Origin of the sequence: Virgibacillus sp. LDC1, assembly GCF_025792345.1 — a bacterium.
Lineage (GTDB): Bacteria > Bacillota > Bacilli > Paenibacillales > Paenibacillaceae > Paenibacillus_AQ > Paenibacillus_AQ lautus.
This window is the reverse complement of sequence record NZ_JAOXLZ010000001.1, coordinates 656,967-682,669: the sequence shown is the minus strand read 5'-3', so window position 1 is coordinate 682,669 and position 25,703 is coordinate 656,967. Positions and strand designations below refer to the sequence as shown.

Annotated in this window: 29 protein-coding genes and 1 riboswitch; of the genes, 1 reads left to right on the top strand and 28 read right to left on the bottom strand. The window is 50.3% G+C overall.

Features of this window, described 5'->3' with window-relative positions; all coding sequences use genetic code 11:
* Position 1: 1 nt before the first annotated feature.
* From OHJ21_RS03185 to ribD, 17 genes are all read right to left on the bottom strand, one after another.
* Complete coding sequence (locus tag OHJ21_RS03185; RefSeq protein WP_009595176.1) at positions 2-718, bottom strand: response regulator transcription factor; 717 nt, start codon at positions 716-718, stop codon at positions 2-4.
* A 101-nt stretch (positions 719-819) separates the two neighbouring features.
* Complete coding sequence (ccsB, locus tag OHJ21_RS03180; RefSeq protein WP_100536290.1) at positions 820-2,073, bottom strand: c-type cytochrome biogenesis protein CcsB; 1,254 nt, start codon at positions 2,071-2,073, stop codon at positions 820-822.
* A complete protein-coding gene (gene resB / locus OHJ21_RS03175) occupies positions 2,060-3,763 on the bottom strand; it encodes a cytochrome c biogenesis protein ResB (protein WP_100536289.1) in 1,704 nt (567 codons plus the stop codon). The genes ccsB and resB overlap by 14 nt, the downstream gene beginning before the upstream one ends.
* On the bottom strand, positions 3,760-4,287 hold the full coding sequence (locus tag OHJ21_RS03170; RefSeq protein WP_100536288.1) for a redoxin domain-containing protein: 528 nt from the start codon (positions 4,285-4,287) through the stop codon (positions 3,760-3,762). The genes resB and OHJ21_RS03170 overlap by 4 nt, the downstream gene beginning before the upstream one ends.
* A 125-nt stretch (positions 4,288-4,412) precedes the next feature.
* A complete protein-coding gene (locus tag OHJ21_RS03165; protein WP_071223906.1) occupies positions 4,413-5,168 on the bottom strand; it encodes a pseudouridine synthase in 756 nt (251 codons plus the stop codon).
* A 21-nt stretch (positions 5,169-5,189) separates the two neighbouring features.
* The gene (locus OHJ21_RS03160) at positions 5,190-5,528 is read right to left on the bottom strand and encodes an N-acetylmuramoyl-L-alanine amidase (protein WP_100536287.1); all 339 of its coding nucleotides are present in this window, start codon (positions 5,526-5,528) and stop codon (positions 5,190-5,192) included.
* Positions 5,529-5,654: 126 nt separating this feature from the next.
* Positions 5,655-6,188 (bottom strand): spore maturation protein, encoded by a 534-nt coding sequence (locus OHJ21_RS03155; protein WP_076320934.1) that lies wholly within the window; start codon positions 6,186-6,188, stop codon positions 5,655-5,657.
* Between the two features lie 6 nt (positions 6,189-6,194).
* Positions 6,195-6,827 carry a nucleoside recognition domain-containing protein gene (locus OHJ21_RS03150; protein WP_100536286.1) on the bottom strand — a complete coding sequence of 211 codons (633 nt, stop codon included), beginning with the start codon at positions 6,825-6,827 and terminating at the stop codon, positions 6,195-6,197.
* Positions 6,828-6,889: 62 nt separating this feature from the next.
* Positions 6,890-8,077 (bottom strand): D-alanyl-D-alanine carboxypeptidase family protein, encoded by a 1,188-nt coding sequence (locus tag OHJ21_RS03145; RefSeq protein WP_486019291.1) that lies wholly within the window; start codon positions 8,075-8,077, stop codon positions 6,890-6,892.
* Positions 8,078-8,233: 156 nt separating this feature from the next.
* The gene (ytfJ, locus tag OHJ21_RS03140; protein WP_326112192.1) at positions 8,234-8,683 is read right to left on the bottom strand and encodes a GerW family sporulation protein; all 450 of its coding nucleotides are present in this window, start codon (positions 8,681-8,683) and stop codon (positions 8,234-8,236) included.
* Complete coding sequence (locus OHJ21_RS03135) at positions 8,656-9,339, bottom strand: DUF2953 domain-containing protein (protein WP_326112193.1); 684 nt, start codon at positions 9,337-9,339, stop codon at positions 8,656-8,658. The genes ytfJ and OHJ21_RS03135 overlap by 28 nt, the downstream gene beginning before the upstream one ends.
* Positions 9,340-9,527: 188 nt before the next feature.
* Entirely contained in the window at positions 9,528-10,133 is a 606-nt protein-coding gene (gene scpB, locus OHJ21_RS03130; protein WP_100536282.1) for an SMC-Scp complex subunit ScpB, read from the bottom strand.
* Positions 10,102-10,893, bottom strand: a complete 792-nt coding sequence (locus OHJ21_RS03125; protein WP_100536281.1) for a segregation and condensation protein A — start codon at positions 10,891-10,893, stop codon at positions 10,102-10,104. The genes scpB and OHJ21_RS03125 overlap by 32 nt, the downstream gene beginning before the upstream one ends.
* 67 nt (positions 10,894-10,960) lie before the next feature.
* On the bottom strand, positions 10,961-11,428 hold the full coding sequence (gene ribH / locus OHJ21_RS03120) for a 6,7-dimethyl-8-ribityllumazine synthase (RefSeq protein ID WP_006209422.1): 468 nt from the start codon (positions 11,426-11,428) through the stop codon (positions 10,961-10,963).
* A gap of 260 nt (positions 11,429-11,688) precedes the next feature.
* Positions 11,689-12,927, bottom strand: a complete 1,239-nt coding sequence (locus OHJ21_RS03115) for a bifunctional 3,4-dihydroxy-2-butanone-4-phosphate synthase/GTP cyclohydrolase II (protein ID WP_326117876.1) — start codon at positions 12,925-12,927, stop codon at positions 11,689-11,691.
* Between the two features lie 45 nt (positions 12,928-12,972).
* Complete coding sequence (ribE, locus tag OHJ21_RS03110; RefSeq protein WP_100536279.1) at positions 12,973-13,641, bottom strand: riboflavin synthase; 669 nt, start codon at positions 13,639-13,641, stop codon at positions 12,973-12,975.
* A 23-nt stretch (positions 13,642-13,664) separates the two neighbouring features.
* Entirely contained in the window at positions 13,665-14,765 is a 1,101-nt protein-coding gene (gene ribD, locus OHJ21_RS03105; RefSeq protein ID WP_326117875.1) for a bifunctional diaminohydroxyphosphoribosylaminopyrimidine deaminase/5-amino-6-(5-phosphoribosylamino)uracil reductase RibD, read from the bottom strand.
* A gap of 268 nt (positions 14,766-15,033) precedes the next feature.
* Positions 15,034-15,217: riboswitch (FMN riboswitch) on the bottom strand.
* Positions 15,218-15,419: 202 nt separating this feature from the next.
* On the opposite strand from ribD, the gene OHJ21_RS03100 reads away from it, so the two are divergent.
* Complete coding sequence (locus OHJ21_RS03100; protein ID WP_486019290.1) at positions 15,420-15,821, top strand: acyl-CoA thioesterase; 402 nt, start codon at positions 15,420-15,422, stop codon at positions 15,819-15,821.
* A 66-nt stretch (positions 15,822-15,887) separates the two neighbouring features.
* Here OHJ21_RS03100 and OHJ21_RS03095 read toward each other — a convergent pair whose 3' ends face one another.
* From OHJ21_RS03095 to OHJ21_RS03045, 11 genes are all read right to left on the bottom strand, one after another.
* On the bottom strand, positions 15,888-16,319 hold the full coding sequence (locus OHJ21_RS03095; RefSeq protein WP_009595227.1) for a peptidylprolyl isomerase: 432 nt from the start codon (positions 16,317-16,319) through the stop codon (positions 15,888-15,890).
* Between the two features lie 207 nt (positions 16,320-16,526).
* Positions 16,527-17,858: a diaminopimelate decarboxylase gene (lysA, locus tag OHJ21_RS03090; RefSeq protein WP_486019289.1), complete on the bottom strand. Its 1,332-nt coding sequence runs from the start codon at positions 17,856-17,858 to the stop codon at positions 16,527-16,529.
* A gap of 118 nt (positions 17,859-17,976) precedes the next feature.
* Positions 17,977-19,611, bottom strand: a complete 1,635-nt coding sequence (locus OHJ21_RS03085; protein ID WP_486019288.1) for a spore germination protein — start codon at positions 19,609-19,611, stop codon at positions 17,977-17,979.
* Positions 19,612-19,634: 23 nt separating this feature from the next.
* Positions 19,635-20,063 (bottom strand): stage V sporulation protein AB, encoded by a 429-nt coding sequence (locus OHJ21_RS03080; protein ID WP_100536274.1) that lies wholly within the window; start codon positions 20,061-20,063, stop codon positions 19,635-19,637.
* Positions 20,060-20,704, bottom strand: coding sequence for a stage V sporulation protein AA (locus OHJ21_RS03075; protein ID WP_326112202.1), 645 nt, complete (start codon positions 20,702-20,704; stop codon positions 20,060-20,062). The genes OHJ21_RS03080 and OHJ21_RS03075 overlap by 4 nt, the downstream gene beginning before the upstream one ends.
* A gap of 182 nt (positions 20,705-20,886) precedes the next feature.
* The gene (gene sigF, locus OHJ21_RS03070) at positions 20,887-21,642 is read right to left on the bottom strand and encodes an RNA polymerase sporulation sigma factor SigF (RefSeq protein ID WP_006209412.1); all 756 of its coding nucleotides are present in this window, start codon (positions 21,640-21,642) and stop codon (positions 20,887-20,889) included.
* 11 nt (positions 21,643-21,653) lie between these two features.
* Entirely contained in the window at positions 21,654-22,112 is a 459-nt protein-coding gene (spoIIAB, locus tag OHJ21_RS03065; protein ID WP_100536272.1) for an anti-sigma F factor, read from the bottom strand.
* A complete protein-coding gene (spoIIAA, locus tag OHJ21_RS03060; protein ID WP_486019287.1) occupies positions 22,109-22,462 on the bottom strand; it encodes an anti-sigma F factor antagonist in 354 nt (117 codons plus the stop codon). The genes spoIIAB and spoIIAA overlap by 4 nt, the downstream gene beginning before the upstream one ends.
* 88 nt (positions 22,463-22,550) lie before the next feature.
* A complete protein-coding gene (locus OHJ21_RS03055) occupies positions 22,551-23,744 on the bottom strand; it encodes a D-alanyl-D-alanine carboxypeptidase family protein (protein WP_486019286.1) in 1,194 nt (397 codons plus the stop codon).
* A gap of 193 nt (positions 23,745-23,937) precedes the next feature.
* Positions 23,938-24,762 (bottom strand): purine-nucleoside phosphorylase, encoded by an 825-nt coding sequence (locus tag OHJ21_RS03050; RefSeq protein ID WP_326112205.1) that lies wholly within the window; start codon positions 24,760-24,762, stop codon positions 23,938-23,940.
* Between the two features lie 55 nt (positions 24,763-24,817).
* Positions 24,818-25,702 (bottom strand): site-specific tyrosine recombinase, encoded by an 885-nt coding sequence (locus tag OHJ21_RS03045; protein WP_486019285.1) that lies wholly within the window; start codon positions 25,700-25,702, stop codon positions 24,818-24,820.
* Between the last annotated feature and the right edge of the window lies 1 nt (position 25,703).

The window sequence follows — 25,703 nt, the reverse complement described above, 5'->3', positions numbered from 1 at the left end:
GTTACTTTGGTACCTCCAGCTTGTAGCCTACTCCCCATACTGTTGTAATCATCGCTGCGGATTCAGCAGATACCTTATTTAACTTCTCGCGCAGCCGCTTTACATGGGTATCGACTGTGCGAAGATCGCCGAAAAATTCATAATTCCATACGTCCTTAAGCAGTTCTTCGCGGGAGAATACTTTGTCCGGGGACGAAGCCAGGTAGTGCAGAAGCTCATACTCCTTCGGTGTCAAGCTGATTTCATGCCCTCCGGCCGTCACGCGGTGAGCATCATGTTCAATGATCAAATGCGGAAAAACAATGCTGTTGCTTGGGTTCGGTTCCTTGCTCAAATAGGCCGTAGCGGATGATCGGCGCAAAATCGCCTTCACGCGATAAATCACCTCGCGCGGACTGAACGGCTTCACCACATAATCGTCGGCCCCCACTTCAAATCCCTGTACGCGATTGATCTCCTCACCCTTGGCCGTCAGCATGAGAATAGGCGTCGACTTCACCTGACGGAGACGCGTGCATACTTCGACTCCATCCATCCCGGGCAGCATCACATCCAAAATAACGAGCCCGTAATCTTCCGAGCTTGCTTTGCGAAGAGCGGTTTCTCCATCCTCCGCCTCTTCGATTTCATACCCTTCCTTCTCCAAATACATTTTTAACAATCGGCGAATCCGTTCTTCATCATCAACAACAAGAATACGATTTCCGTGCTCTGACATTGGCGGCCAACTCCTTCATTTTTATAGGGAAAATCAGAAGCGGCCCTCTTGAATAAGAAAGGGCCCTTCTGATTGATCATTCACTGTTATTCTATTGACAATTAATCGGTTCCCGCATAGGAATGCAGGCCCGCGATAATCAAGTTGACGCCGACCAGCGTAAACATGACCACGATAAAGCCGATAACGGACAGCCAGGATGAGTATTTACCCTGCCAGCCGCGCGACAGCCGGAGATGAAGGTACACGCTGTAGAACAACCATGTAATAAGCGCCCATACTTCCTTTGGATCCCAGCCCCAGAATCGGCCCCATGCAATTTCTGCCCAAATCATGGCGAATATGAGACCTCCCAGTGTAAATACCGGGAATCCAATCGCAATGGCTCGATAACTGATTTCATCCAGATCGTCCGGATCCAATCTATTAAGTGCAGGCTGAATGAATTTTGCCAGCGGTTTGCGCAGGATCAGGCGGAGCAAACCGTACAGGATCAACCCCGTGATCAGCGACCATATCACCGTATTCAGCTTACGTCCCGCATTCACGCCGTGCATCCAGGACGGGGCTTCCATGAGTGGAGATTTCATGCCCAAGAAGGACTGCATGCTCTCCGTCTCGCTCTTATATGGTGCGACAAGCGGTGGCATGTTATATTCCACTTTTACTATTGTACTATTTTCTGTCTTCGGGTCAACCAAAGTCTGGTTAAATTCAGCTTGATATCCACCTGCACGGAAGCTGTATACCGACAATATAAATCCGATCAGCACCACGATGGCAAACATGACGAGCTCAAGCCAGCGCTGTTCCTTGCGTGAGCCCTTGTCCGTTCCGCTAAAGTTAACGGTACGGAGCAGGTGCATCAGGCCGGCAATAAAACCGACCGCAAAAAACGCATCACCCAGCGCCGCCATCGTAACGTGGATACCCAGCCAATAGGACTGGAGCGAAGGAATCAGCGGCTGCACCTGCTGCGGGAACACGGCGGCATAGGCCATGATCAGGACTGCCAGCGGCAGCGCAAACAATCCGAGCAGCGATTTTTTGTAGATAAAATAAAGTACGAGGAAGGCAATCATGATTGCCATCGACAAGAAGGACATAAACTCATACATGTTGCTGACCGGCACGTGTCCCGAGCCCGCCCATCTTGTAAAGAAGTACAGCAAGTGTCCGATCAAACCGATCGTTGTCGTAACAAACGCGATTTTGCCCCACTTCGCCAAATGGGCTTCCGGGTCGCGTTTGCGGAACCGGCGTCCCATGACGGCAAGTGCATACATGATAAATGCCACGCAGTATAAGGTAAAGGCCACGATAAATGCGTCGCCGCTAAAATCAATTAGATTCATGCTTAGTCCCCCTGTTATTCTCCAATGACTTTTCATCGACTTCGATATTCATTTGCTTGAGGATCGCGGAGATCTCCTTGCGAAGTCCAAACCAGTTCTTGTTCGTATGCGCGCCAAGTGTCAGCGTTCCGTTATCAATACGCAGCCAAATCCGGCGATGGGTGAAATAAAAGCCCATGACCAGGCCGATCATACCGATAAAACAACCAATCCAAATGAACGGCATGGCTTTATCCACACGAATATTCAGATAAGTCGTAGATTCCGAAAAGTCCACATCGTCCATGCTCAGCACATCCAGTTGTACGAGCGCTTCCCCACCCGCCAGCTGTGCATTGATCGCTTCCTGATTAAAGCGTTCCTTATCAATCTGTTTAGGGAAGTAGAAGTATTGAATGCCTTCCTTCGGCAATTCAGGTCCCTTAATCAGAAATAAGAATGCAGGCGCATTCGGGTTAGGTGACAGGTTTACCGGTTTGCCGTTATCGCCAAGTCCAAAATCGGTAAAGGATTGTGTAAGCGTTAACGTATATTCTCCCGCCTGATACTCTCTTTGAGGATCGTCGATCGACAATGTGATTTTGCCGTATTCCTTCCCGCTCTTACTGTCTATCAGCACCGGCGAAACCGTACGGAGAATCGGGGTCAGATCATAATCGAATTGATAAGCTTTTAACCCTTTGTAATTGAGTGGATGATTCACCTCAATGTTATGGCGTGTCAATTCCACGAGCTGAGGCTCTTTATCGAGATCGTCACAATTGGCCTCGCACATATACAGAATCGCCTGGGTTTGGAATTCCTTCGGCAGTACTTTATTCTTGCCTTTAAATTCCTCAGGCATATCGTCCTCGGTATAAAACTCCACCTTAAAGCCGTCGTTCAATAAATAATAACTCGTGTTCTTGATATGCACAGGCTCATCCTGAGGGAAGGCCATGTGCTCGTCCATATGCAGTCCAGGAAGATTCCGTCCAAGAACAGCAAGCAGGAAAATAATCAGGCCGATATGCAGAACATAGGGGCCCCAGCGGCTGAACCGCTGCTTCTCTGCCAGTAGGGTCCCGCCATCCGTTCGTACGCGGTAGCCCTTCTTCTTAATAATCGGCTTCACCCGTTCAACCCAGTCGGCACCGTCCTCATCAATATGCCCTTGGTATACCACCTTCTGGCGGGTAAGGAAGGACATGTGCTTCGGAACCCGCTGCCTGCTGAGTGCTTTGTACAGCGGCAGGACCCGGTCAAGACTGCAAATGACAAGAGATGCGCCGATCATGACAAGCAGCAGTACGAACCACCATGACGTGTATGTATGAGACAGCCCGAGCAAGTAATAGATATGCCCCAGCTGTCCGTACTCCTCTTTGTAATAGACTGAGGGGTCAATGTTAAGGAATGTGCTTTCCTGCGGAAAGATGGTGCCTAGCGAGGAGCCGATCAGCGTAAGCACTATCAGATATATTGCTACCTTAACCGAAGAAAAGAAATTCCATACCCGATCGATAATACCGGGATTTTCTTTCTGTGATCGGCGAGCAACGCCGTCATACCGCATTTCCAGAATCGGTTGGGCCTCCGCTTCTTCGGTCAGCGGCTTGCCGCAAGCCTCGCAGAGGACCGTCCCCGTTGGATTCTGGTGTCCACAATCACACTTCGTGTTCTGGATCAAAGGCTTGGAACCTTGACTCATTTCGCATTCACCAACTGTTCAATTTGTTTATCAAGGGTGTTCAAATCCAGTTCGCCTATACGAATATGGTCAATCTTGCCAGAGGCCGTAACAAAAAAGGTGGTTGGCATGGGGCCAACCCCGAAGCTGGCAACAGCATTCCGTTTAGGATCCATCAGTATGGGGAACTTCACGCCGGTTTGAGCAACAAAATTCTCAACGGTCATTTTGTTCTCTCCCACATTAATTCCGATGATCTCAACGCCTTGACTGTTCCATTTCTCCCACTGAGCTTGAAGAGCCGGCATTTCCCGCACGCATGGCGGACAGTAGGTGCCCCAGAAATTAATAACCCTGGCCTTACCCTCGTATTCACTCATGGTATGTACGCCGCCATCCATGCCTAGAAGTTCAAAATCCGCTGCCTTTTGACCCACTTTGGGAACCTCATCAGAGCCGAATACAACGGTTGCAACGGCGTACACTCCGACCAGGATAATGGCAAGCAGAATCACAATCTGTACGCTTTTCTTTGATTTGCCCATAAAGCAGCAGCTTCCTTTCTATGACATTCATCATATCGTATACTACGGGTGTGAACATCCTATGAACAATTATAACGAAATTTGTCATAAACGCCGCTCGCCATTTTGAATATTATGTGTCGGGTTTAACGTTTTCTCTTCGGTTTCCCGCCCGGCTTAGCGGCTTTCGCCATCTGCAAAAGCTGGTTGATTTCATCTGCTGTCAAATGGCGGTACAAGCCCCGTTTTAAATTTTGCAGCAGCAGATCCCCATAGGATATCCTCTTCAATCGCGTTACCGGATGGGAAATCGCTTCGAACATCCTTCTGACTTGACGGTTGCGTCCCTCATGAATGGTAATCGATATGACGGATTGTTTATTATCCGGATCCACATCCTTATACTCCACCTCGGCAGGAGACGTCATTCCGTCTTCCAGCATAATCCCTTGACGAAGCTTGTCCAGTTCGGTGCCATGGGGCACCCCTTTCACGGTAGCCAAATACGTTTTGGGCACATGATATTTAGGGTGGCTGAGCAGATTGGCAAACTCGCCGTCATTGGTCAGCAGCAGGAGTCCTTCCGTATCGTAGTCCAAACGTCCAATCGGATATACCCGCTCTTTGATGCCCTTGAGATAATCCGATACAATTTTTCGGCCTTCGGGATCAGAAGCGCTTGTAATGACACCCTTCGGCTTATTTAGCATAATGTATACCTTTTTCTCATTCTTAATCGGTTTGCCTGAAACCGTAATGATATCCTGGGCTGGATCGGCCTTCGTGCCGAGTTCGGTAACGGTCTCTCCGTTTACCTGCACCTTGCCTTCAAGAATCAATTCCTCGCACTTGCGGCGGGAAGCGACTCCGGCCTGTGCCATAATTTTCTGTAATCTCTCCATGTTCGTTAGGTCACCTCATTCCTAATGATAACCATCGACAGGATAAATCACAAGCGCGTTCCATGGAAAATGTGCCCCAGGGCAGGAGTCGGAGTGAGGAAACAAGTATAACGGGGAAATATCATGGAGTCTGGATAGCTCCAAAATGATTTTGCTGGCGGTAAACAGCTGTGTTTTCTGATCCAGCGACATGGACTCGTAGCCGATGTTGAAGTCGCCCTCCAGACAGATGTGAATCTGTCCCGGCTGAACCAGCACGGATGAAGAAGAGACCGAGCCGTCCGAATGGATTTTAAAATCCCAGTTCCGCGGTTCCCGCTCGCACACGGTATGATGAATAACAAAACCCTCGATTTCCATTTCATCACCCCTACTACAATTTGTAATTGCAGCAGTATATGACAAGGTGGAATCAAGGGTATGGGCATACGTCCTGTTACATAGAAAAAACGCTCCGTCTTACTCAGACCGTTCAAACGATCGCAATTAACCGAACACCAGCAGGCAGACGGCAATCGCCGCAATAAAACCGATCAAATCGGAGAACAGCCCGACCTTCAGCGCATAGCGGCCATTGCGGATACCCACGGCGCCAAAATAGACGGTCAGTACATATAAGGTCGTGTCCGTGCTTCCCTGTATGGTCGAAGCGATTCGGCCAATCATGGAATCCGGACCGTATGCGCGGATCAGCTCCGTTGTGTAAGCGAGCGAGCCGGTACCCGTCAGCGGCCTAAGAATTCCCAATGGCAAAATCTCGCTCGGTACCCCTAGCGATTGCAGAAAGGGGCCCGTCCAACCCACAAAAAATTCCAGCGCGCCGGAAGACCTGAATACGCTAATGGCAACCATCATGCCGACCAAGTGCGGGATAATCCCAATCGCTGTAGAGAAGCCGTCCTTGGCTCCATCCACAAACGATTCATATACGGGTACTTTGCGCGTATAAGCATAAAGCGGAATGAATGCGATAATAATGGGAATAGACCAAGCGGATACGAGATTAATCCATGATAGCAACCCTCATCACCCCTTCACATCCGGGTTCAGGCTTGTACCGATTCCCGGCGGCTTCTGGCGGCGTATCGTCCGTCTTCGATACCATCGGTCAGCCATGATGGCGGCCGCCGTTGCAATCGCAGTGGCCAACAGCGTGGTCCCGACGATTTCCGAAGGATTGGCGGACTCATAATTCAGCCTGATTGCAATTAGCGTTGTCGGTATTAGCGTAATGCTGGCCGTGTTGAGTGCAAGCAGCGTACACATCGCCGGAGAAGCTATTTCCTTGTCCGGGTTTAACTTCTGAAGCTCCTGCATCGCTTTGATTCCCATCGGAGTCGCCGCATTGCCCAAACCGAACAAATTGGCGCTCATGTTGGACAATATATACCCCATAGCAGGATGATTCTTCGGTACATCCGGGAACAGGAAGCGGACAACCGGGCCCAGCAGCTTGGCAACCTTCTTCAGCAGGCCCGCATCCTCTGCCAGGCGCATCATGCCAAGCCAGAACACCAGTATGCTGATGAGACCGAAGGAGACAGTCACTCCCGTCTGGGCTCCGTCAAATGCGGCTTTTGTAACACTTTCGATGTTCCCGTTCACTGCCGCAAAGCAAACACCGATCAGTATCATCCCCATCCAAATCAAATTGATCATCTCTTCGCCCCCGTTTGCTGCCCCGCTGCGTGAGAATCCACGATCTCTTAAGCGAAGGCTAGTTATGATTTGGCCCTGAACAGATGCCTAAGCACTTCTCCTGCAGACTGCCACAGCGACAACGAACCGATGGGTCCTGATGTGCTTCTGGACTTCTGCAAGATCTCAGGGGCTTCAGGAAGCTTGCTTCCTTCCGCATAGACCGGAACTTTGCCGATGCTGACATTATCGAGCAGAAGTTCAATATGACCCCGCAGTCCGAAAGACAAGTCGGGTGTACTCGCTTTATGCAGGACCAGTCTCTTAACCAGGCGTGCTTCCTCATCATGCGCAAACGCATACGTAAAAGAACCGCCCGTGACCAGTGGATAGCCCTGGATCTTCTGCCCTTTCTCCATAACCTTTTTCAGTGGAAATTGGGCAAATCCGTAATCCAGCATCTTGGAATGATCATTCCAATCGTTGCCGTCATTCAGCGTGACCGCCGCAATCTGCTGACCGTTTCGGGTGGCGGAGCTCACCAGGCAGCGGAATGCTTTTTTGGTGTAACCGGTTTTGACGCCGTCCGCCCCCTCATAGAAACGAAGCATCTTGTTTTTGTTATCCCATTTGTAGTCCCACGCTTCATTCGGATTGGGCGCTTTCTTGGTCGGGGTTTTGACAATCTCGCTAAAGACAGGGTTCTTGAGGGCATATGCCGTCAGTTTGGCTACATCATTAGCGGAAGAGTAATGTTCATCATGATCCAGACCATGGGGATTCATAAAATGCGAGTTCGTCAAGCCGAGCCCGGCCGCCTTCTCGTTCATCAGCAACACAAAGCCTTCTTCCGTCCCCCCGACATGTTCGGCAATGGCCGTCGCGGCGTCGTTGCCGGATCGCAGCATTAAACCGTACAGCAGATTCTCAAGCGTCATCTCCTCGCCAAGCTTCAGGAAGAGCGAGGAGCCTTCCTTGGCAAAGGCATTTTTGGAGATCTTGACGCGATCGTCCAGCTTGCCGTGTTCAATGGCCACGATAGCTGTCATGATCTTGGTCAGGCTTGCGATTCTTAAACGCTCGTCCCCGTTTTTGCTGTACAGCACCCTACCGGAAGTGACGTCAATCAGTGCAGCTGCCTGCGCATGATTGGTGGGGCCATTCTCATGATCTGCATGCACGGGGACAGCCGTAACCAGCAAGCAGCTTATGGCAATCAACATGGATAACAAAGACTTGAACCTGCAGTTCGTCCATTTCATTTTCATCATCTTATCCTCCGGTGTTCGGAAATCTTGTACAAGTATATGTCGTCCGCGCTAAAGGTATGTCCATTTCGTAAGAGAAACGCTGAAAGCCCATAAATTCAATAATCCTAACAGCAAAAATCCCTTCCGTCATGAACGAAAGGGATTTGCTTGCTCCAATCAGTACGCAGGCGGAGGCGTGGTGCTGTTCGCGTCATTGCTGCCTGATTGAAACATCGACTGGATTTGATCGAGTAAATACGGGGTCGCATCAATAATCCGTTCAAACAGATGGGTTTGATTGTCCAGCGGCACGATGTGCACGCCTTCTTTACCCACGACCAGGAAAGCAATCGGTCGAATGGACACGCCACCGCCGCTGCCGCCACCAAAAGGAAGGGCACTATGATCGTTGTGCGTCCCGTTAGTGGTCGCTTGGTGTGTGGATCCAGCCTCTACGTTGTAGTCGCTACCGCCGGCTGCAAAACCAAAAGCCACTTTACTGATTGGCAGGATAACGCTGCCGTCAGGCGTATTCACCGGGTCGCCTACAATCGTATTAACGTCCACCATTCCCTTGATGTTTTCCATAGCCGTTTGCATCAAGCCTTGAATAGGGTGTTCTGCCATGATCTAATTCCTCCTTTCACCTTTAACACGCGAACTATAAGTACCAGTCCAGCATACATAGCTTTTCCGCAGGAGATTTTCGCTATGCAGTTAAGCTCTGTGGAAATTTGCGGCGGACCGTTAAAGATCGGCACTACATCGATTCGAGGCAGCTCTTCCATGATCAGGCGATACGACATCCATCCAAGAAGCGTATGCTTTATGCCATGCAGCAGCCCGGTCGCTACCGCCGTATCAGCCGCATGCTCCAAAGCAATTCGGGTGGACCAGCGCACATCCATGAGATGAACGGCCGCCATCGTCTGCCTCACCCATTTTTTGAAACCTTTTGTTGAAAGCACAGCTCGCCCGTAATCCTTAAATTTGATCGTTCTGCTCGAAGCCTTTTCCTCTTTTGAATCGTGTGTATTTCCCTGTTCTCCGTCTCCAGGAACGGTTTCCTTCTTAAACTCGATCCCACCGTTCGCCAGGTGAAAAGGGACTGCATATTTGCGCTTAATCAAGCCGAAGATCATTTTGATTTCCGCTAATGCTTTATATTCATCTTTTTTTAGAACCACATCCAGCTTAATCGTTACCTTGGAGCACAACACAACGACCAGCAATATGATGAGGAGAACGACCAAACCGACCGCCAGAAAGATCCATACCCTCACGAAGTAACCCCCAAGACGTACTTAGTAAAATGTTATCCGCTTGGCTTAGTATGGCAAAAGCACCTCCAAATGATGCGAAACTGTTCCAAGTCCTTGATTTCAAACTTTCGCAAGCTGCATAAAAAAATCCCGGACGGTGGATTCCTCCACGCCCAGGATTCTATTCCAATCTTTCGTGTGTATAATGGCTAACTTTCCTCTACATCATCGAACGTAAGCTGACGACCGTCAAGCTTATCAAACAACAGCTGCGTTTCCTCTTCTAAATTATCGTTATCCTCAAATTGCGACGGCTCCGGCAAATCCTTGATGTTGGCAAGCCCGAAATATTCCAGGAAGGACTTGGTCGTTCCATACAAAATCGGTCTGCCAATCGCCTCGGCGCGTCCGACTTCCTCGATCAATCCTTTGCTTACCAGCGTATGAATAGCCCGTTCGGACTTGACGCCGCGGATGTCTTCAATCTCTACGCGCGTAATCGGTTGCCGATAGGCAACGATGGAGAGTGTTTCGAGTGCGGCTTGCGACAAGGATGAGCGAGAAGGCGAATACGCCAGGCGCTCGAAATACGGAGCGTGCTCGGCCAGCGTCGCGATTTTGTAACTCCCCGCAATCTGTACGATCTGAATCCCCCGCTCATGGCGCTCCCATTCTTCCTTCATATCTTCAAGCGCTTCGCCAACCAGGCCATCCGACTGCTCGGTAATCTCAGCAATTTGCCTAACCGACAAGCCCTCTTCTCCCGACAGGAACAGAAGCCCCTCAATAATCGATTTCAGCTTCGGATAATCCATCAATGCGTCCTTCCCCTCTCCACTCCATGACGATATCTTCAAACAACTTCTCTTGGTAGCACAAAATTTGCTTCATTTTCATCAGCTCCAAAATGGCCAGGAAGGTGACTACGATTTCATGCCGTACCATCTCTTCGTGAAGCAGCTTGGAAAACAGGATCCTGCCTCCCGGCCCAACCTCCTCCAGGGCATCCATGACCTGACGGATCCGGTCCTTTACCGATATTTCATCCCGCTGAATGCGGGCATACGATGTGCGTTTGACTGCTTTGTTTAACGCTTTTTGAAAAGCAGCGATCAAATCCGAAATATGTAATCCCTGCACCGGGTTCTCTTCCACTTCCGGCATGTAAGGCGTGAGATCTTCGGCTTCCTTGGAATAAATCAGACTGCGTTCCCATTCCTTCTCATGCAAATGGCGGGCGATGCCTTTGTACTTGCGGTATTCGATCAGCTTGGCAATGAGCTCTGCTCTCGGATCCATGTCATCCTCTTCATAAAAATCAAACTCGTCCATCTCGATAACCGGAGGCTTCGGAAGCAATAACTTGCTCTTTATAGACAGCAGCGTTGCAGCCATGACCAGAAATTCGCTCGTAATTTCCAGCTCCAGCTCCTGCATGTTGTGCAAATAGGCCATGTATTGTTCGGTAATCTCGCTGACGGGAATATCCTGGATGTCGATTTCCGCTTTATCAATCAAATGCAGCAGCAGATCGAGCGGTCCTTCAAACGTTTCCAGCTTATATAATACGGTCACGGTGAATCCTCCCGCCAAAAAAATAAAATGCAGTGCTCCAAAAAAAGAGCACTACATTAAATAAGCACTATTTTAGGCTTTTCGTCAAGTTCGCCATTTCGATGGCTGCCATGGCGGAATCCCAGCCTTTATTGCCGGCCTTCGTTCCTGCACGTTCCACAGCTTGTTCGATATTCTCCGTCGTAACGACACCGAAAATCGTTGGTACACCGGTCTTCAGGTTAATTGCGGATACCCCCTTGGCCACTTCGTTGCACACATAATCATAATGCGTGGTGGAGCCGCGAATGACGGTTCCCAAGGTGATGATGGCATCGTACTTGCCGCTTTCTGCCATTTTTTGGGCAATGAGCGGGATTTCAAAAGCACCCGGCACCCATGCGACATCGACTTCGTTCTCCTGTGCGCCGTGACGCTTCAATGCGTCCAGTGCGCCGCTCAGCAGCTTGCTCGTGATGAATTCGTTGAACCGACCTACGACGATACCGTACTTTAGACCCTCGGATACTAATTTACCTTCAAATATTGTTGCCATTGTTGGATGACTTCCTTTCGGTTTGGAGTTTATATAAGGTCTTGCAGTGATCATATTAATTGCTGTGCATTTCAGTCGCTGCCGAATCAAACCGTTCTTCCGATCGCTGTTACTCCTGATTTCATGATCTATTTTCTGGAGGAAAGAAATCAGGAGTTAAAGGCGACCGCTACCGCTTCTCCAGCAGCATTCCGTCCTCTTCGCTGGGTCATTCCATGAGGCAAACCTCACCACATGATTGACCTTTTATTATTGGGTGATTAGTTGGTGCTCTCGTTTTGCTCGATATCGCTGAATTTCAGCATATGACCGAGCTTGGCTTGCTTGGTATGCAGGTAGCCCGTGTTATCCTCGTTCTCCGGCATTTGGATCGGAACGCGCTCCACAACCTCAAGACCATAACCTTCAAGGCCTTTGATTTTGCGCGGATTGTTTGTCAGCAGTCGGATCTTTCTGATCCCCAGATCCTTCAGGATCTGGGCTCCGATGCCGTAATCACGCAGATCCGCCGCAAAACCGAGCTTTAGATTGGCGTCCACGGTGTCGAGTCCCTCTTCCTGGAGCTTGTAGGCTTTCAGTTTGTTGATTAAGCCGATGCCCCGCCCCTCCTGGCGCATGTAGAGAAGAACGCCTCTACCCGCTTCATCGATTTGGCGGAGTGCCGCCTCGAATTGGGGACCGCAATCGCAGCGATGGGAGTGAAACACGTCTCCTGTCAGGCACTCGGAATGCACGCGCACGAGCACAGGCTCATTTCCATCGATCTCCCCTTTTACCAGGGCTACATGCTCTTTATTGTCCACGTCGTTGGTGTAGGCAACGGCCTGAAACACGCCAAAGTCGGTCGGCATCCGCACAGCTACCTCTCGCTGGACAAGCTTTTCTTTGTCATTGCGGTAATGAATCAGATCCTTGATGCTAATCAGCTTCAGATCATGCTTCTTCGCAATCTCCACGAGATCCGGCAGCCTGGCCATTGTGCCGTCTTCCTTGATCACTTCACAGATGACGCCGGCCGGATAGGAGCCGCTCAATCTAGCAAGATCGACAGCCGCTTCCGTATGTCCTGCCCGGCGCAGGACGCCTCCATCTTTTGCGATCAGCGGGAACATATGACCGGGTCTTCGGAAATCTGAGCCAGATGCACTGGAATCCAGTATACCTTTGACGGTTATGGACCGTTCATAGGCAGATATGCCTGTTGTGGTGTCCTTATGATCAATGGAAACCGTAAAGGCCGTTCCATGATAATCCGTATTTTGGGCAACCATCGGTTTGAGGTCGAGCTCCTGAGCTCTGGTCTGCGTCATGGGCAAACATACCAAACCTCGGCCTTCGGTGATCATAAAATTAATGACCTCCGGGGTTGCCTTATCTGCTAATGCGATAAAATCGCCCTCATTCTCACGGTCTTCATCATCTACGACAATGACGACCTTGCCTTCCTTCAAATCGGTTAACGCCTCTTCGATTGTATGAAATGAAAAGCGCTCATCCATCGCTACTCCTCCTTCTTCTCATGGAGACCATATAAAGCACCCGGTTTAGGCAAATCCATGCTCCGCAAGATAATCCCTGCTGATTCCCGGTTTTGTCCCGCCTTGATTCCCTGCTCCTTGTGAGCCGTAATGCAGCAGGTGATCTACATATTTCCCTAAAATGTCGCATTCGATATTAATCGTATCGCCTGCTTTTTTATAAGCCAGCACCGTCTCCGCCAGCGTGTGGGGGATGATGGATACCGTAAAGGAGGAATCTGTTGTTTTGACAACGGTCAAGCTGATTCCATCCAGTGTGACGGAGCCTTTCGGAATGATATATTTGAATACGTCCCCATTCGCAGGCGCGATCTCGTAAACCACGGCATTCTGATCTGCCTGTACGCTCCGTATGACGCCGACGCCATCCACATGCCCCTGAACGATATGGCCTCCAAATCTACCTCCGGCCGCCATCGCCCGTTCCAGATTTACCTTTCCGCCTGGCTGCAGCTCCTTAAGATTGGTATTTCTATAGGTTTCCGGCATCACGTCTACCGTAAATATACCTTTGTCAATGGATGTAGCTGTCAAACAGACGCCGTTAACGGATACGCTGTCCCCCAGCTTTAAATCATCCATGATCCGGCTAGCGGAAATACTGAGCAGCATGGCTTCGCCTTTCCGTCCGATACGCCTCATCTCGCCGATCTCCTCAACCAATCCAGTAAACACAGGCTTCCCTCCTTTCTTTCTCCTTATTTCCAGACTGGAATCCCGGTGACGTAAATATTGTCGCCCAGCCTTTCCGTCTCAAGTCCTGTCAGCATAATCGCTTGATCCATCTGTTCGTATCCGCTGAACATGTAATTTCCAGGCGCATCATACCCTCCGATAATCTTAGGGGCGATAAACTGGATGAGCCGATCCACCAGCTTCTGTTCCAGCATCGAGCCATTCAGCGTGCCGCCACCTTCCAGCAAAATGGAGGCAATCCCCATCTGTCCCAGCTTCGCCATCGCAGCCTTCAGATCCACACGCGGTCCTGGCCCGCAGGGGATAACCTGGGCTCCCAGCTCTTCCAGCCCGGTCCGCTTCGTCTCATCCGCCTGCTCCGTCGTCAAAATCCACGTTGGCGCCAATCCGTCTGTCACGACATGGCTGTCGAGCGGGATTCGCAAGCTGGAATCCACAATGATCCTAACCGGATCCAGCCCTTCCACGCCAAGTCTCGTCGTCAGACTCGGATTATCAGCGATAACTGTAGACACGCCTACCATGATGCCTTGATGGCGATGACGCAGCGTATGCACAAGTGCTCTTGATTCTTCATTGGATATCCACTTGCTATCGCCGGTTTTCGAAGCGATTTTGCCGTCCAACGTGCTGGCTGTCTTTAACGTTACAAAGGGCTGACCTGTCGTAATGAACTTAATGAAGGTTTCGTTCAAGCGAAGAGCACGCTCCTTAAGGACACCGGTCTCAACCCGGATTCCCGCTGCACGCAGCATTTGAATCCCTTTGCCCGCAACCAGAGGATTGGGGTCCTCGCAAGCAACAACCACTCGCTGAACACCCTCGGCAATCAGCCTCTCGCTGCAAGGCGGCGTTGTACCGTAGTGACTGCAGGGTTCCAGTGTCACGTACACCGTACTGCCCGCCGCTTTGCTGCCAGCCATATTCAGGGCATGAACCTCAGCATGCGGTGTTCCACGCTCCAAATGCGTTCCTACCCCTGCAAGCGCGCCATCCTTAACTATGACACAGCCGACAACCGGATTAATCCCGGTTTGACCCTGAGCACGTTCAGCAAGGTCCAGCGCAAGTGACATATAGAATTCATCGTTGACGATATCCATGCTAAACATGCTCCTTTCCCAACGTTCACATAAAAAAGCCCTGCCAAAGATTCGGGGGAATCCTTAACAGAGCTTGATGGAAGTTAATAATCGACACGCTAAATAACCGTCATGAATGCAGGTTTTGCTTATAACAAACAACTCAAATCCGTTACCGGCGACATCCAATCATCGCAAGTACAGGCTTGAACCGCATGTGAAAACCTGCACATAACGCATATCACGTTGTGCGCATAGACACAAATAGCACATGTTGCTTATGTGTCTTTCACTCCTTCTCCCATCCAGACTATACTGTCGGTCCCGGAATTTCACCAGGTCCACCGCATACGGTGTGCAACAACACACGCATATCCGGGTCACGGACTAAGACGCAGCCATCTGCTTTCTAAAGCTTAATCACTGCGTTCATCACCGCCGGTAGGGAATTTCACCCTGCCCCGAAGGATTAAACATATGAAATTGTTTGATCTTATGAAGAATCTTATCACCACCTTTTGAAAATTGCAAGAAAAAACAACTAACTTTTTTAAAGTTTATAACTTAATACCAATATGTGTATTGGAAGTAGAAGGAGAATTCTCCTCCAAGGGAGAACAGTTTAAGTTGGGCAAACACGGGAGCAAGATAAAGTTAAAAAAGGAGCGCGCTACGATGAAAACTTCGCTGGACATTGTCGTCCGTCCTACGGAAATCGACGTCAACGGACATGTAAATAACGCCAAATACCTGGAATATCTGGAGTGGGGCCGTGAGGAATGGTACGAAGCAGGAGACCTTCAATATGATATGTTGAAACGGCTCGGAATCCAGACCGTTACCGTCAATATCAATATCAATTACCGCAAGGAGTGCGGCCAAGGCGAAAGGCTAACCGTCGTGACCGAACCGAAATCTATCGGTCGTACGAGTTATGTGCTGATTCAGACGATTTACAACGAACAGGGAGAGCTTTGCGCGGATGCTGCCGTTACCAGTGTGGCGATGGATGTACTTACTCGTAAGAGCAGGCCTGTTCCGGAAGAGCTCCGCCAATTATTCCCTGCCCCTGCGTAATCCCTCCCCGAATAATCAAACAGGCTCACCCTTAAGGGTGAGCCTGTCCTGAACAGAAGCTGATTGTTATGCTTCGTATACTTCTACTTTTTCCATTTTGTCGCGGCCTTTGAATGCATCCACGTACTCCATGCCCTCTACAACTTTACCGAACACCGTATGCTGTCCGTCTAAATGCGGCTGCGGCTCGTAGCAAACATAGAACTGGCTTCCGCCCGTGTTGCGGCCGGCATGCGCCATGGCCAAGCTTCCACGCTCATGCTTGTTAGGGTTGATCTCGCAGTTAATTGTATAGCCAGGACCGCCGGTTCCCGTTCCCTGTGGGCAACCGCCTTGCGCCACGAACCCAGGGATTACGCGGTGGAACACAAGACCGTTATAAAAACCGGAGTTTGCCAATTTCTCAAAATTAGCTACCGTGTTAGGTGCATCATTCTCAAACAGGTCAAGCACAACCTCTTTGCCGTTCTCCAATGTGATCTTCGCCTTTTTAGCCATATGTGTTATCTCCTTCCGTTATTAGAACGCTTCAATCGATTTTTTTACAATGCATTGTATAGTTTACTATGAATTGAGCCCCGAAGCAAAGCGATCTTGTCCCCCGTTCACACATTCCATATCAAGTCCTGGGCAAGCCAAAGAGCCCTGACCGCTGCCGGAGGCAGTGGCGGGCCCTCTTGGATATTAGAGGCGTAAAACATCCGTTTAGCTCGTTACAGTTTCTTTCGTTACACTTGCCGGCACGACATCATGGCTGACGATGTCCGCAAGGGACTCACGGCGTACGACCAGATTGCTCTGTCCGTCCTTCACGAATACGACCGCAGGTTTACGGATCCGGTTGTAGTTGCTAGCCATGGAATAGTTGTATGCGCCTGTGCAGGATACAGCCAGCAAATCGCCTGTTGCTACCTTCGGAAGCTCCAGGTCCCAGATCAGCATATCTCCGCTCTCACAGCACTTGCCGGCAATGGATACCGTTTCTTCCGGCTTCTCATTAGCCCGGTTAGCGAGCAACGCTTCATATTTCGACTCGTACAGCGCCGGACGCGGGTTATCCGTCATTCCGCCGTCTACGGCAACGTATTTACGTACTCCGGGAATATCCTTGCTTGTTCCTACCGTGTAAAGGGTGGTGCCTGCGTCACCAACAATGCTCCGGCCCGGTTCCACCCAAATTTCAGGAAGTTCGGAACCAAGGCCCGCAAAGTGGGTCTTCACGGCATCCGTGATCGCTTTTACATACTGGGATACTTGAAGCGGCGTATCTCCATCCACGTAACGGATACCGAAACCACCGCCCAGGTTCACAACCTTGAATACAACCCCCAAGCCTTCTTTAACGGAAGCCGCGAATTCAGCTACGCGCTGAACGGCCATCTGAAAGCCTTCCACCTCAAAAATCTGGGAGCCGATATGGGAATGAATGCCCATCAGATGAATATTCGCTTGAGCTTCGGCAAGCTTCACCGCTTCATAAGCTGAGCCGTTGCCGATATCGAAGCCAAATTTCGAATCCGTTTGGCCTGTTGAGATATACTCATGCGTATGAGCCTCAACGCCCGGTGTCACGCGAAGCAAAATGTTGACCTTCCGGCTCTTCTCGGCAGCAATCGCTTGCAGCATATGAAGTTCAACTACGTTATCGACAACAAAACAGCCGATTTCCGCATCCAGCGCCATCTCAATCTCTTCCGGCGTTTTATTATTTCCGTGGAAATGAATCCGTTCTGCCGGGAATCCGGCCTCAAGTGCGGTGTACAGCTCTCCGTCGGAAACGACGTCAAGCGACATCCCTTCCTGGTCAGCCAATTGGCACATGGCCATCACGCAAAACGCTTTACTTGCATACGCGACTTGGAACTTCAAGCCTGACGCCTTGAAGGCCTCGATGTATTCCCGGCAGCGATTACGAACCGACTGCTCGTCTACAATATATAGAGGTGTTCCATATTGAGCTTTCAAATCGGATGTGTCACACCCGCCGATTTCCAAATGCCCCTGATCGTTAATCTTGCTTGTACCGTGTAAAAACATGCTTACAATTCCTCCGATCCATTGATTCAAAAATAGGGTAATCGAATAATTGTTCACAGTATAGCAGACAACGGAAGGTAATCAAAATGGATTTTTCAACACAACATTTGTGTTATTGTTAATGCTCGCCTCTCGGATTCATTTCAGGACCCATTTTGGTGTTGTCGCGCGTTTTGTTGATAGACGGGCGTCTTCTTGACATGAGCAGCGGTTTACGGAATAAAATTTCACCCATCGCTTTTGCACTAAATGGTATAAACGGCCACAAATAAGACGAGTTATAGGAACGATGGGTCGTCAGGAGCAGAATCAGAAGCGTCGTCCCGATGACAAAGCCCTTCACCGCGAACAGGGCTGTTGCAAGCAGAAGGAGCAGCCTGACCATCCGGTTTGCAAGTCCCAGCTCATAACTCGGAGTAGCGTACATCCCGATGGACGCAACCGCCATATACAGGACAACCTCGTTGACAAACAATCCGGTCTTAACCGCGATGTCGCCGATCAAGATCGCAGCGATCAACCCCATCGCCGACGCTAGCGGTGTCGGCGTATGCACGGCAGCCAAACGGAGCAAATCCACACCGAATTCAACGATCATAAACTGCAGGATAATCGGAATTTTAGCGTTCTCCTGCGGACCGATGATATCGAGACCCGGCGGCTTCAGCTCAGGATGAACAACCAGCAGCATCCACAGCGGGAGCAGGAACATGGATGCAAAAATGCCTATAAAACGTATCCAGCGGAGATAAGTCCCCATAAACGGGGTCTGGCGATTCTCCTCGGCATGCATACAGAGATCCAAAAACGTGGTTGGCATAATCATTACGCTCGGTGAAGTATCTACCATGACAACAATTCGGCCTTCGAGCAGATGCGAGGATACTACATCCGGCCGTTCCGAATATCTGACCAGTGGAAAAGGGTGCCAACCTTTGTTCACAATCGCTTCTTCGAGCTGCTTATCTCCGATAGGAAGCCCCTCTATATCCACTTCCAGGATTTTTCCGCGAATCGCCTCAACCTGGGTTCGGTCCACGATGTCATCAATGAAAAGCAGACACACATCTGTTCTCGTCCGCCTTCCGACCTTCATGACCTCGACGTGCAGTCCCGGATCACGAACCCGTCTACGCACCAGGTTCACGTTGGTAACGAGTGTCTCCGTAAAACCATCCCTTGCGCCGCGAACGACGCGTTCCACCGCAGGCTCTTCGAGCCCGCGCACAGGATATTTCCGGGTATCCAACAAGATGGCGGAATGTGCATCCTCAATAAACAGCGCACATATCCCGGAGAGCACTTCGTTAATCACTTTGCTGAGTCTTGTATCCCGCTCCACTTGGACATGGGGAATATAGCGGGTCATCATCTCGGTAAGTGCCTGGTTGCTCACATCCTGCGGTGTCAGGTACGTCAGCCTTGTCAATATATCCGTCACGATGGCATCATTCGTGAAGCCGTTTAAGAAGAGAAGCCCCGCATTTCTGCCGGCAAAGTTCATTTCACGGAATACCACATCAAAAGAAACCCCAAGACCGATAACTTCCTTAAGCACTTTTTTCAGATCACTCAGCTTCGCGGGAACATGGTCCGTTTGCTGCCAGTAGATGACGGATTCCTCGGTGCTGTTGGAGGTTTCGGCCTCCCTCTTTTCCTTCAGCTCTTGTTCCTCCAACGCTTTGATCTCCGATGGGGGAATGATCGGAATATCGGTTTCCAGTTCGCCGCTATGTGTTGTTTTCTCGTCCATAACCTACCTCCTAGCCATAACTATCACTTGCTGTAAACAAACCAGTCGAACAGAGAGCCCGCTACCTTGCCTGCCACCATGGCCATTAGAAGACCAAACAAATACCCCGTCAACCGGAGCCGCTTAGCCAGAATCGGCAATACATTCAGCACTTCCGTCAATGCAGCTGCCAGCATGCCGATGAAAATCCCGCACATCAATCCGATCACGGTACTCACAACCGGTCCCAATGGAACGGACCATCTCCAGAAATCGGCCACCGTGCCGATGAAAGATCCCGCTATTAAAGCCCCTTCATACCAATGGACCCGGCTGTAAGTTGCCGTCAGTTGGGACAATCTAGGGATGATGTCCAGCACGATGATGAGCGCAATGACTCCGCCGCCGACGGCAATGCCCCCGGCAACGCCAAGAACACAGGTGAATATCCCTTGCAGAATGGACAGCATCATGGTTCCTTACCTGCCGTATCGGCTCCGGCGTTCATTTTCCGATATTCTTCGGCAACCACGAACTGATCCAGATTTTCCTGATAGAGGTACATTTCCACCTCAAGCGGGGTCGGTTCTTCATTCCATTTTTTCTTGAACAAATGATTGAAGAACACCGTCATTCCGAATCCGAGCCCCAGCGAGTAAGCAATCTGGAACAAATAGGGATGCTCGTCCCTCTTCCCCGTCACCATTTCGACGATTCGGATCTGTACCTCGAGCATGTTGACGTCGGCATGGAAGTTCATAATGGTCAGTGCCGAACCGAAAAACAAGAGCAGCCAAATGAGCGGGAACCACAATTTTGACCGCTTGCTCTCCGGACCGACAAGCTCCACCAGGGTATGATGGTTTCCCATTGGTTCAATATGGACGCCAGGAATCAAGACTTGAATCTTCGGGATGATTTGAATCAGATCCATGACAAGGCGGTTGCCATCGATATCCTTCGGCTGCGTAAGCGGCAGGGCTCTAAGCCGTTTCTCCCATTCGGGTTCGCAGACAATGAAGGCAACATCACCTAGTTTGACGGTTTGGTTCTTTGGTAACCGTATGCGGCTCCTTAGCTGCAGAAACACCGTCGGAGTGGGATTAACCTTCATCCGAAACACTCCTTTACTGCTAAATTACCGTTAGTATGGGAAATCTCTCTCCTTTCTACTCGGATTTACCATACTTTCTTTATCCGCCAAACCACCAAGGGGTTTGCTGAAAAATGAAAAAAACGCCGTCCCCTAAGGGCGGCGTCAGTTTGATCAGGCTTTAGAATAACGGCTGAGGCCCGCTACTGCGCGATCTCGTTCCGTATGCTCTGCAATATTTTTTTCTCAAGTCGCGATACCTGTACCTGGGATATGCCCAGCCGGCTGGCAACTTCCGACTGCGTCTGATCCCGGTAATACCGCAGATAAACAATGAGCCGCTCCCGTTCGGTCAAGCCTCCTATCGCTTCATTCAAGGCCAGCTTGTCGAACCATCGTTCCTGCGACTCATCAGCTATCTGATCCATAAGCGTTATGGGATCCCCGTCATTTTCAAATACGGTCTCATGAATCGAGGTTGGCGGTTTGTTCGCCTCCTGGGCAAACACCACTTCTTCGGGGGTTACCCCAAGCTCCTCGGCAACCTCTTTCACCGTTGGAAGACGATCAAGCTGCTTGGACAGCTCGTCCCGCTTCTTCCTGACTTTGTTGGCCATTTCCTTAAGCGATCGGCTGACCTTCAGGGTCCCGTCGTCCCTTAAGAAGCGCTGAATTTCTCCAATGATCATCGGTACGGCATAGGTCGAGAACTTTACGTCATAACTGAGATCGAACTTGTCCACGGATTTGAGGAGACCGATACAGCCGATCTGAAACAGATCATCAGGCTCATACCCCCGGTTCATAAACCGCTGAACGACAGACCAGACAAGACGAATATTACAGTTGACGAGCGTGTCCCGGGCAACATTATCCCCGCTTTGGCTAAGTGCAATGAGTCGTTTGACCTCCGCGTCGTCCAAATAAGTCTGCGAAGTTTTCTTCACATCGGCATCCATTTGTCCAACCCCTAATTATATAAAGCTTTCTTAGATTCGATCCTCTTTTTCATTTTGATCGACGTACCGCTGCCTGGTTCGCTGACCACTTCAAATTCGTCCATGAAATTTTCCATGATGGTGAATCCCATGCCGGATCGCTCCAGCTCTGGCTTGGATGTATAAAGCGGCTGTTTGGCCATTTCCAAATCTTCGATCCCATGGCCGGAATCTTCAATGCACAGCGTGATCATATCCCCGTCTATTAGGGCTTCAATCTTGACAACCCCTTCCGGATCACTATCGTAACCGTGGATAATGCTGTTTGTAACCGCTTCGGAGACAACCGTTTTCAGGTCACTCAGCTCATCCATGTTGGGATCCATCTGGGAGATGAACGCAGCCACGGCGACACGGGCAAAGGATTCGTTTTCCGACCTTGCGGCAAACTGCAGAGTCATAAAATTATGCTGTGCTTTCCCTTCACTCATGACACTACCTCCAAACCCGAGAGTGCCGTGCCCTCGTTCTCATATATCGGCATGATCTTGAACAGCCCCGACATTTCAAGCAAGCGGTAAACCTGCGGCTTGACATCGCATACCGCCATCTTTCCGCCCTTTTGCTTGATGAATTTATAGCGTCCCAGGATGACCCCAAGTCCTGAGCTGTCCATAAAGTCCAAGTCCTTAAAGCTCAGCACCAAGTGCTCTGTTTGACGTCTCTGAATAGCTTCATCCAGCTGCATCCGGACATGATCGGCCGTATGATGATCCAGTTCCCCGGACAGACGGACGATCAGTACATGCCTGTGATGCTCCATATCAACATGCAGATTCATGTTTGCTCACTCTCCTCCCTGACATGAACAAAGATTTCTACATTTGAAAAAGACATTCCTGCATCCCGACAAAACTAGAAGAAAACTCCTATGAATCTACATGAAACAACTTGCCGGTTGTCCGTTTGAACAGCTTCCAGAACCCGGCCTTCTTCACCTCGACAGGTGAGGTCAGCTCGAACTCCTTGACCACGCGATCACCTTGATAGACCGTTAGCTTGCCGACAACTTGTCCTGCGGCTACCGGCGCCTTCAAATTCGGGTCCATCTGAATTTCATGACGGATATCCGGACTCTTTACGCCCTTCTTAACCAGCACGCTGTAATCTTTATCCGCTTGAATCGAGATCTCGGGCACGGTTCCCTTCTGGACCTTCACGATACCTAACACTTCACCCGGTTTATAGATGGAATGCATCGAATACTGGGAAAAGGCATAGTCAAACATGCGAGATACTTCATTATTCCGCGTCTTCGTATCCGGAGCTCCCATCACAACAGCAACAGCGCGCAGTCCGTCCCGTTTGGCCGTTGCCGATAAACAGAATTTGGCCTCTGACGTGTATCCGGTTTTCAATCCGTCAGCACCAGTGTAGAATCGAACCAGCTTGTTCGTATTGACCAGCCAGAACGGTTTTTCTGAATCTTTACGCAAATAATCCTGATAGGCGCCCGTATATTTGGTGATCTGGTCATATTTCAGCAGCTCCCGGCTCATGACCGCAATGTCGTGGGCTGAAGTGTAATGATTCTCTGCGGGTAGTCCGTTGCAGTTCACAAAATGCGTATCCTTCATTCCCAGCTCGGCTGCTTTCTCATTCATCAGCTTGACAAAGGCTTCCTCTGAGCCGGCAATTTTCTCCGCCACCGCGACGGAAGCATCATTGCCTGATGCCATGGCAATGCCTTTGAGCATCTCATCCACCGTCATTTCTTCACCGGGCTCAAGAAAGATCTGGGATCCGCCCATAGAGGCCGCATATTCGCTGGTACGCACCTTATCCGTCCACTGCAATTGTCCTTCATCGATGGCCTCCATTGTAAGCAGCATCGTCATGATCTTGGTGATGCTCGCCGGAGGCAGCTTATCATGGCTGTTTTTCTCGTAAATAATGGTTCCGGTATCCGCATCCAGCAATATAGCAGAACGAGCACCTGGTGCCAGTTCCTCTTGTGATGATCCTTCCCCGGGTTTGCTATTTTCTTCTGCATAACTTGGTACAGCTGCACTGGACAACCCTACACATAGAACCAGAAATCCAGCGATTAACGCTTTTTTCACTTCCATCCCCTCCTGACATTCGTAATGGCATCCCGAAAAACAACGGGTCTGTTATTCATTGTCGTCAGGATGAAAACAAATTATTCCAGTATTTTACGGAAATATTATCGCCTTGAACGGAAGTGAACGCAGCAAAAAGGCTGGGCTCGACAGATATATCCGCCGGAGCCCAGCCCTTTGCTAAAATAGGTTATTACATTTTTGGAATAATGGCCATGACAAGCGCAAGGAATTTCTCCCGGACCTTCTCGGCTGTCTCCATAACCTCGTCATGGGACAGCGGTTGATCCAATATTCCGGCTGCCATGTTGCTGATGCAAGAAATGCCCAGCACTTCAAGACCGGCATGTCTGGCCACAATGACCTCAGACACCGTGGACATGCCTACCGCATCCGCACCGAGCGTACGCAGCATGACGATCTCGGCGGGTGTTTCATAGGTTGGTCCGAGCAAACCTGCGTAGACCCCTTCTCTCAGCGCAACGCCTTGACCCACGGCCACTTCTTTTGCCAATTGGCGAAGCTGACGGCTGTATGCCTGGGACATGTCCGGGAACCGGACGCCAAGATCTGGATCATTAGGCCCGATTAACGGGTTGGTGCCTGTCATGTTCAGATGATCGGAGATCAGCATGAGGTCACCCGGCTCGAAGGACGTGTTGATACCGCCCGCCGCATTGGTAACCAGCAGACTCTTCACACCCAGCTCTTTCATGACGCGCACCGGGAAAGCAGTCACTTCCGGACCATAACCTTCATACATATGGAATCGTCCCTTCATCAGAACGACAGGTCTATTGTGAATCGTACCCAGCAGCAGTTCTCCTTCATGGCCTTCTACAGTCGATACGGGGAAATGAGGAATGTCCGTGTACGGGATGGACACCGGATTCTCAATCAATTCGGCCAGTACGCCGAGTCCTGAACCCAATATCAGGCCGACCTGGGGCTCGACACCCTTCTGCCCGCGTATGTATGCCGCTGCTTCCTTAATGCTCTGCTGATTAATTGAACTCATGTTCATACCTCTCCTAACTGAGAATAAGTTGTAGATCCTAGTAGAGTAGGCCCCACTAAGATCTCGGGTGATAATGATCATATACTTCCTTCATGCTTTTCTTGGTGGATTGATACATGCCGGTGGTCGATAATGCCGAGTGACCCAGCATCTCCTGGACCGAACGTAAGTCGGCGCCGTTCTGCAGCATATGAATGGCAAACGAATGGCGAAGGGTATGCGGCGTGATTTCCTCATCGATTTCGGCCAGCTTGCCATACTTTTTAATAATTTTCCAAAATCCCTGCCGTGTCAAGCGCGTACCGAGCGAATTCAGGAATAATGCATCCTCATCAGCATCTCGAATCAGCTTGTCCCGCATCTCTTGCATATAAAAAGCGACGCTCTCGGCTGCGATCTGGGTAATCGGAAGAATTCGCTCCTTCCCTCCGGAAACGGCACAGCGCAGGAAACGCATCTCCATATTGATGTCATGAGTGCTCAAGTTCACCAGTTCCGACACCTTGATGCCTGAAGCATACAGCAGTTCCAGCATCGCTTTGTCCCGGGCCCCCTGAGGGGTGCCGGAATCCGGAGCCGACAGCAGCTTGTCCACCTGCTCAATGGTCAGCGACTTGGGCGGCTTCCGTTCCGGCTTCGGATTATCCAGCAGCTGGGTCGGATCTTGACCTATAACGGCCTGACGCACCAAATATTGAAAAAAGGAACGCAAGGAAGCCGTGCAGCGAAGCAGGCTCGATGCCGCCTTGCCCTGCTGCCGCAGTCTTCCCATGTATAAGCCAAGCATGGTTCGTGTAACTTCCTGCGGATGGATAACGTCTCTTTCCGCTACAAAAGCAATGAATCCTTGTAAGTCGGCCCGGTACGATTCCATCGTACTTCGGGACAGCCCCTTCACATCTTCCAGATAGGTTACATATTCGTCCAAATATTGTTTCATG

What these genes read in the sequence shown, in the direction of transcription:
- OHJ21_RS03185 (WP_009595176.1), bottom strand. Translation starts at nt 718, where the DNA reads ATGTCAGAGCACGGAAATCGTATTCTTGTTGTTGATGATGAAGAACGG.
- ccsB (WP_100536290.1), bottom strand. Translation starts at nt 2,073, where the DNA reads ATGAATCTAATTGATTTTAGCGGCGACGCATTTATCGTGGCCTTTACC.
- resB (WP_100536289.1), bottom strand. Translation starts at nt 3,763, where the DNA reads ATGAGTCAAGGTTCCAAGCCTTTGATCCAGAACACGAAGTGTGATTGT.
- OHJ21_RS03170 (WP_100536288.1), bottom strand. Translation starts at nt 4,287, where the DNA reads ATGGGCAAATCAAAGAAAAGCGTACAGATTGTGATTCTGCTTGCCATT.
- OHJ21_RS03165 (WP_071223906.1), bottom strand. Translation starts at nt 5,168, where the DNA reads ATGGAGAGATTACAGAAAATTATGGCACAGGCCGGAGTCGCTTCCCGC.
- OHJ21_RS03160 (WP_100536287.1), bottom strand. Translation starts at nt 5,528, where the DNA reads ATGGAAATCGAGGGTTTTGTTATTCATCATACCGTGTGCGAGCGGGAA.
- OHJ21_RS03150 (WP_100536286.1), bottom strand. Translation starts at nt 6,827, where the DNA reads ATGATCAATTTGATTTGGATGGGGATGATACTGATCGGTGTTTGCTTT.
- OHJ21_RS03145 (WP_486019291.1), bottom strand. Translation starts at nt 8,077, where the DNA reads ATGATGAAAATGAAATGGACGAACTGCAGGTTCAAGTCTTTGTTATCC.
- ytfJ (WP_326112192.1), bottom strand. Translation starts at nt 8,683, where the DNA reads ATGGCAGAACACCCTATTCAAGGCTTGATGCAAACGGCTATGGAAAAC.
- scpB (WP_100536282.1), bottom strand. Translation starts at nt 10,133, where the DNA reads ATGGATTATCCGAAGCTGAAATCGATTATTGAGGGGCTTCTGTTCCTG.
- ribH (WP_006209422.1), bottom strand. Translation starts at nt 11,428, where the DNA reads ATGGCAACAATATTTGAAGGTAAATTAGTATCCGAGGGTCTAAAGTAC.
- OHJ21_RS03115 (WP_326117876.1), bottom strand. Translation starts at nt 12,927, where the DNA reads ATGGATGAGCGCTTTTCATTTCATACAATCGAAGAGGCGTTAACCGAT.
- ribD (WP_326117875.1), bottom strand. Translation starts at nt 14,765, where the DNA reads ATGGATATCGTCAACGATGAATTCTATATGTCACTTGCGCTGGACCTT.
- OHJ21_RS03100 (WP_486019290.1), top strand. Translation starts at nt 15,420, where the DNA reads ATGAAAACTTCGCTGGACATTGTCGTCCGTCCTACGGAAATCGACGTC.
- OHJ21_RS03095 (WP_009595227.1), bottom strand. Translation starts at nt 16,319, where the DNA reads ATGGCTAAAAAGGCGAAGATCACATTGGAGAACGGCAAAGAGGTTGTG.
- lysA (WP_486019289.1), bottom strand. Translation starts at nt 17,858, where the DNA reads ATGTTTTTACACGGTACAAGCAAGATTAACGATCAGGGGCATTTGGAA.
- OHJ21_RS03085 (WP_486019288.1), bottom strand. Translation starts at nt 19,611, where the DNA reads ATGGACGAGAAAACAACACATAGCGGCGAACTGGAAACCGATATTCCG.
- OHJ21_RS03080 (WP_100536274.1), bottom strand. Translation starts at nt 20,063, where the DNA reads ATGATGCTGTCCATTCTGCAAGGGATATTCACCTGTGTTCTTGGCGTT.
- OHJ21_RS03075 (WP_326112202.1), bottom strand. Translation starts at nt 20,704, where the DNA reads ATGAAGGTTAATCCCACTCCGACGGTGTTTCTGCAGCTAAGGAGCCGC.
- sigF (WP_006209412.1), bottom strand. Translation starts at nt 21,642, where the DNA reads ATGGATGCCGATGTGAAGAAAACTTCGCAGACTTATTTGGACGACGCG.
- spoIIAB (WP_100536272.1), bottom strand. Translation starts at nt 22,112, where the DNA reads ATGAGTGAAGGGAAAGCACAGCATAATTTTATGACTCTGCAGTTTGCC.
- spoIIAA (WP_486019287.1), bottom strand. Translation starts at nt 22,462, where the DNA reads ATGAATCTGCATGTTGATATGGAGCATCACAGGCATGTACTGATCGTC.
- OHJ21_RS03050 (WP_326112205.1), bottom strand. Translation starts at nt 24,762, where the DNA reads ATGAGTTCAATTAATCAGCAGAGCATTAAGGAAGCAGCGGCATACATA.
- OHJ21_RS03045 (WP_486019285.1), bottom strand. Translation starts at nt 25,702, where the DNA reads ATGAAACAATATTTGGACGAATATGTAACCTATCTGGAAGATGTGAAG.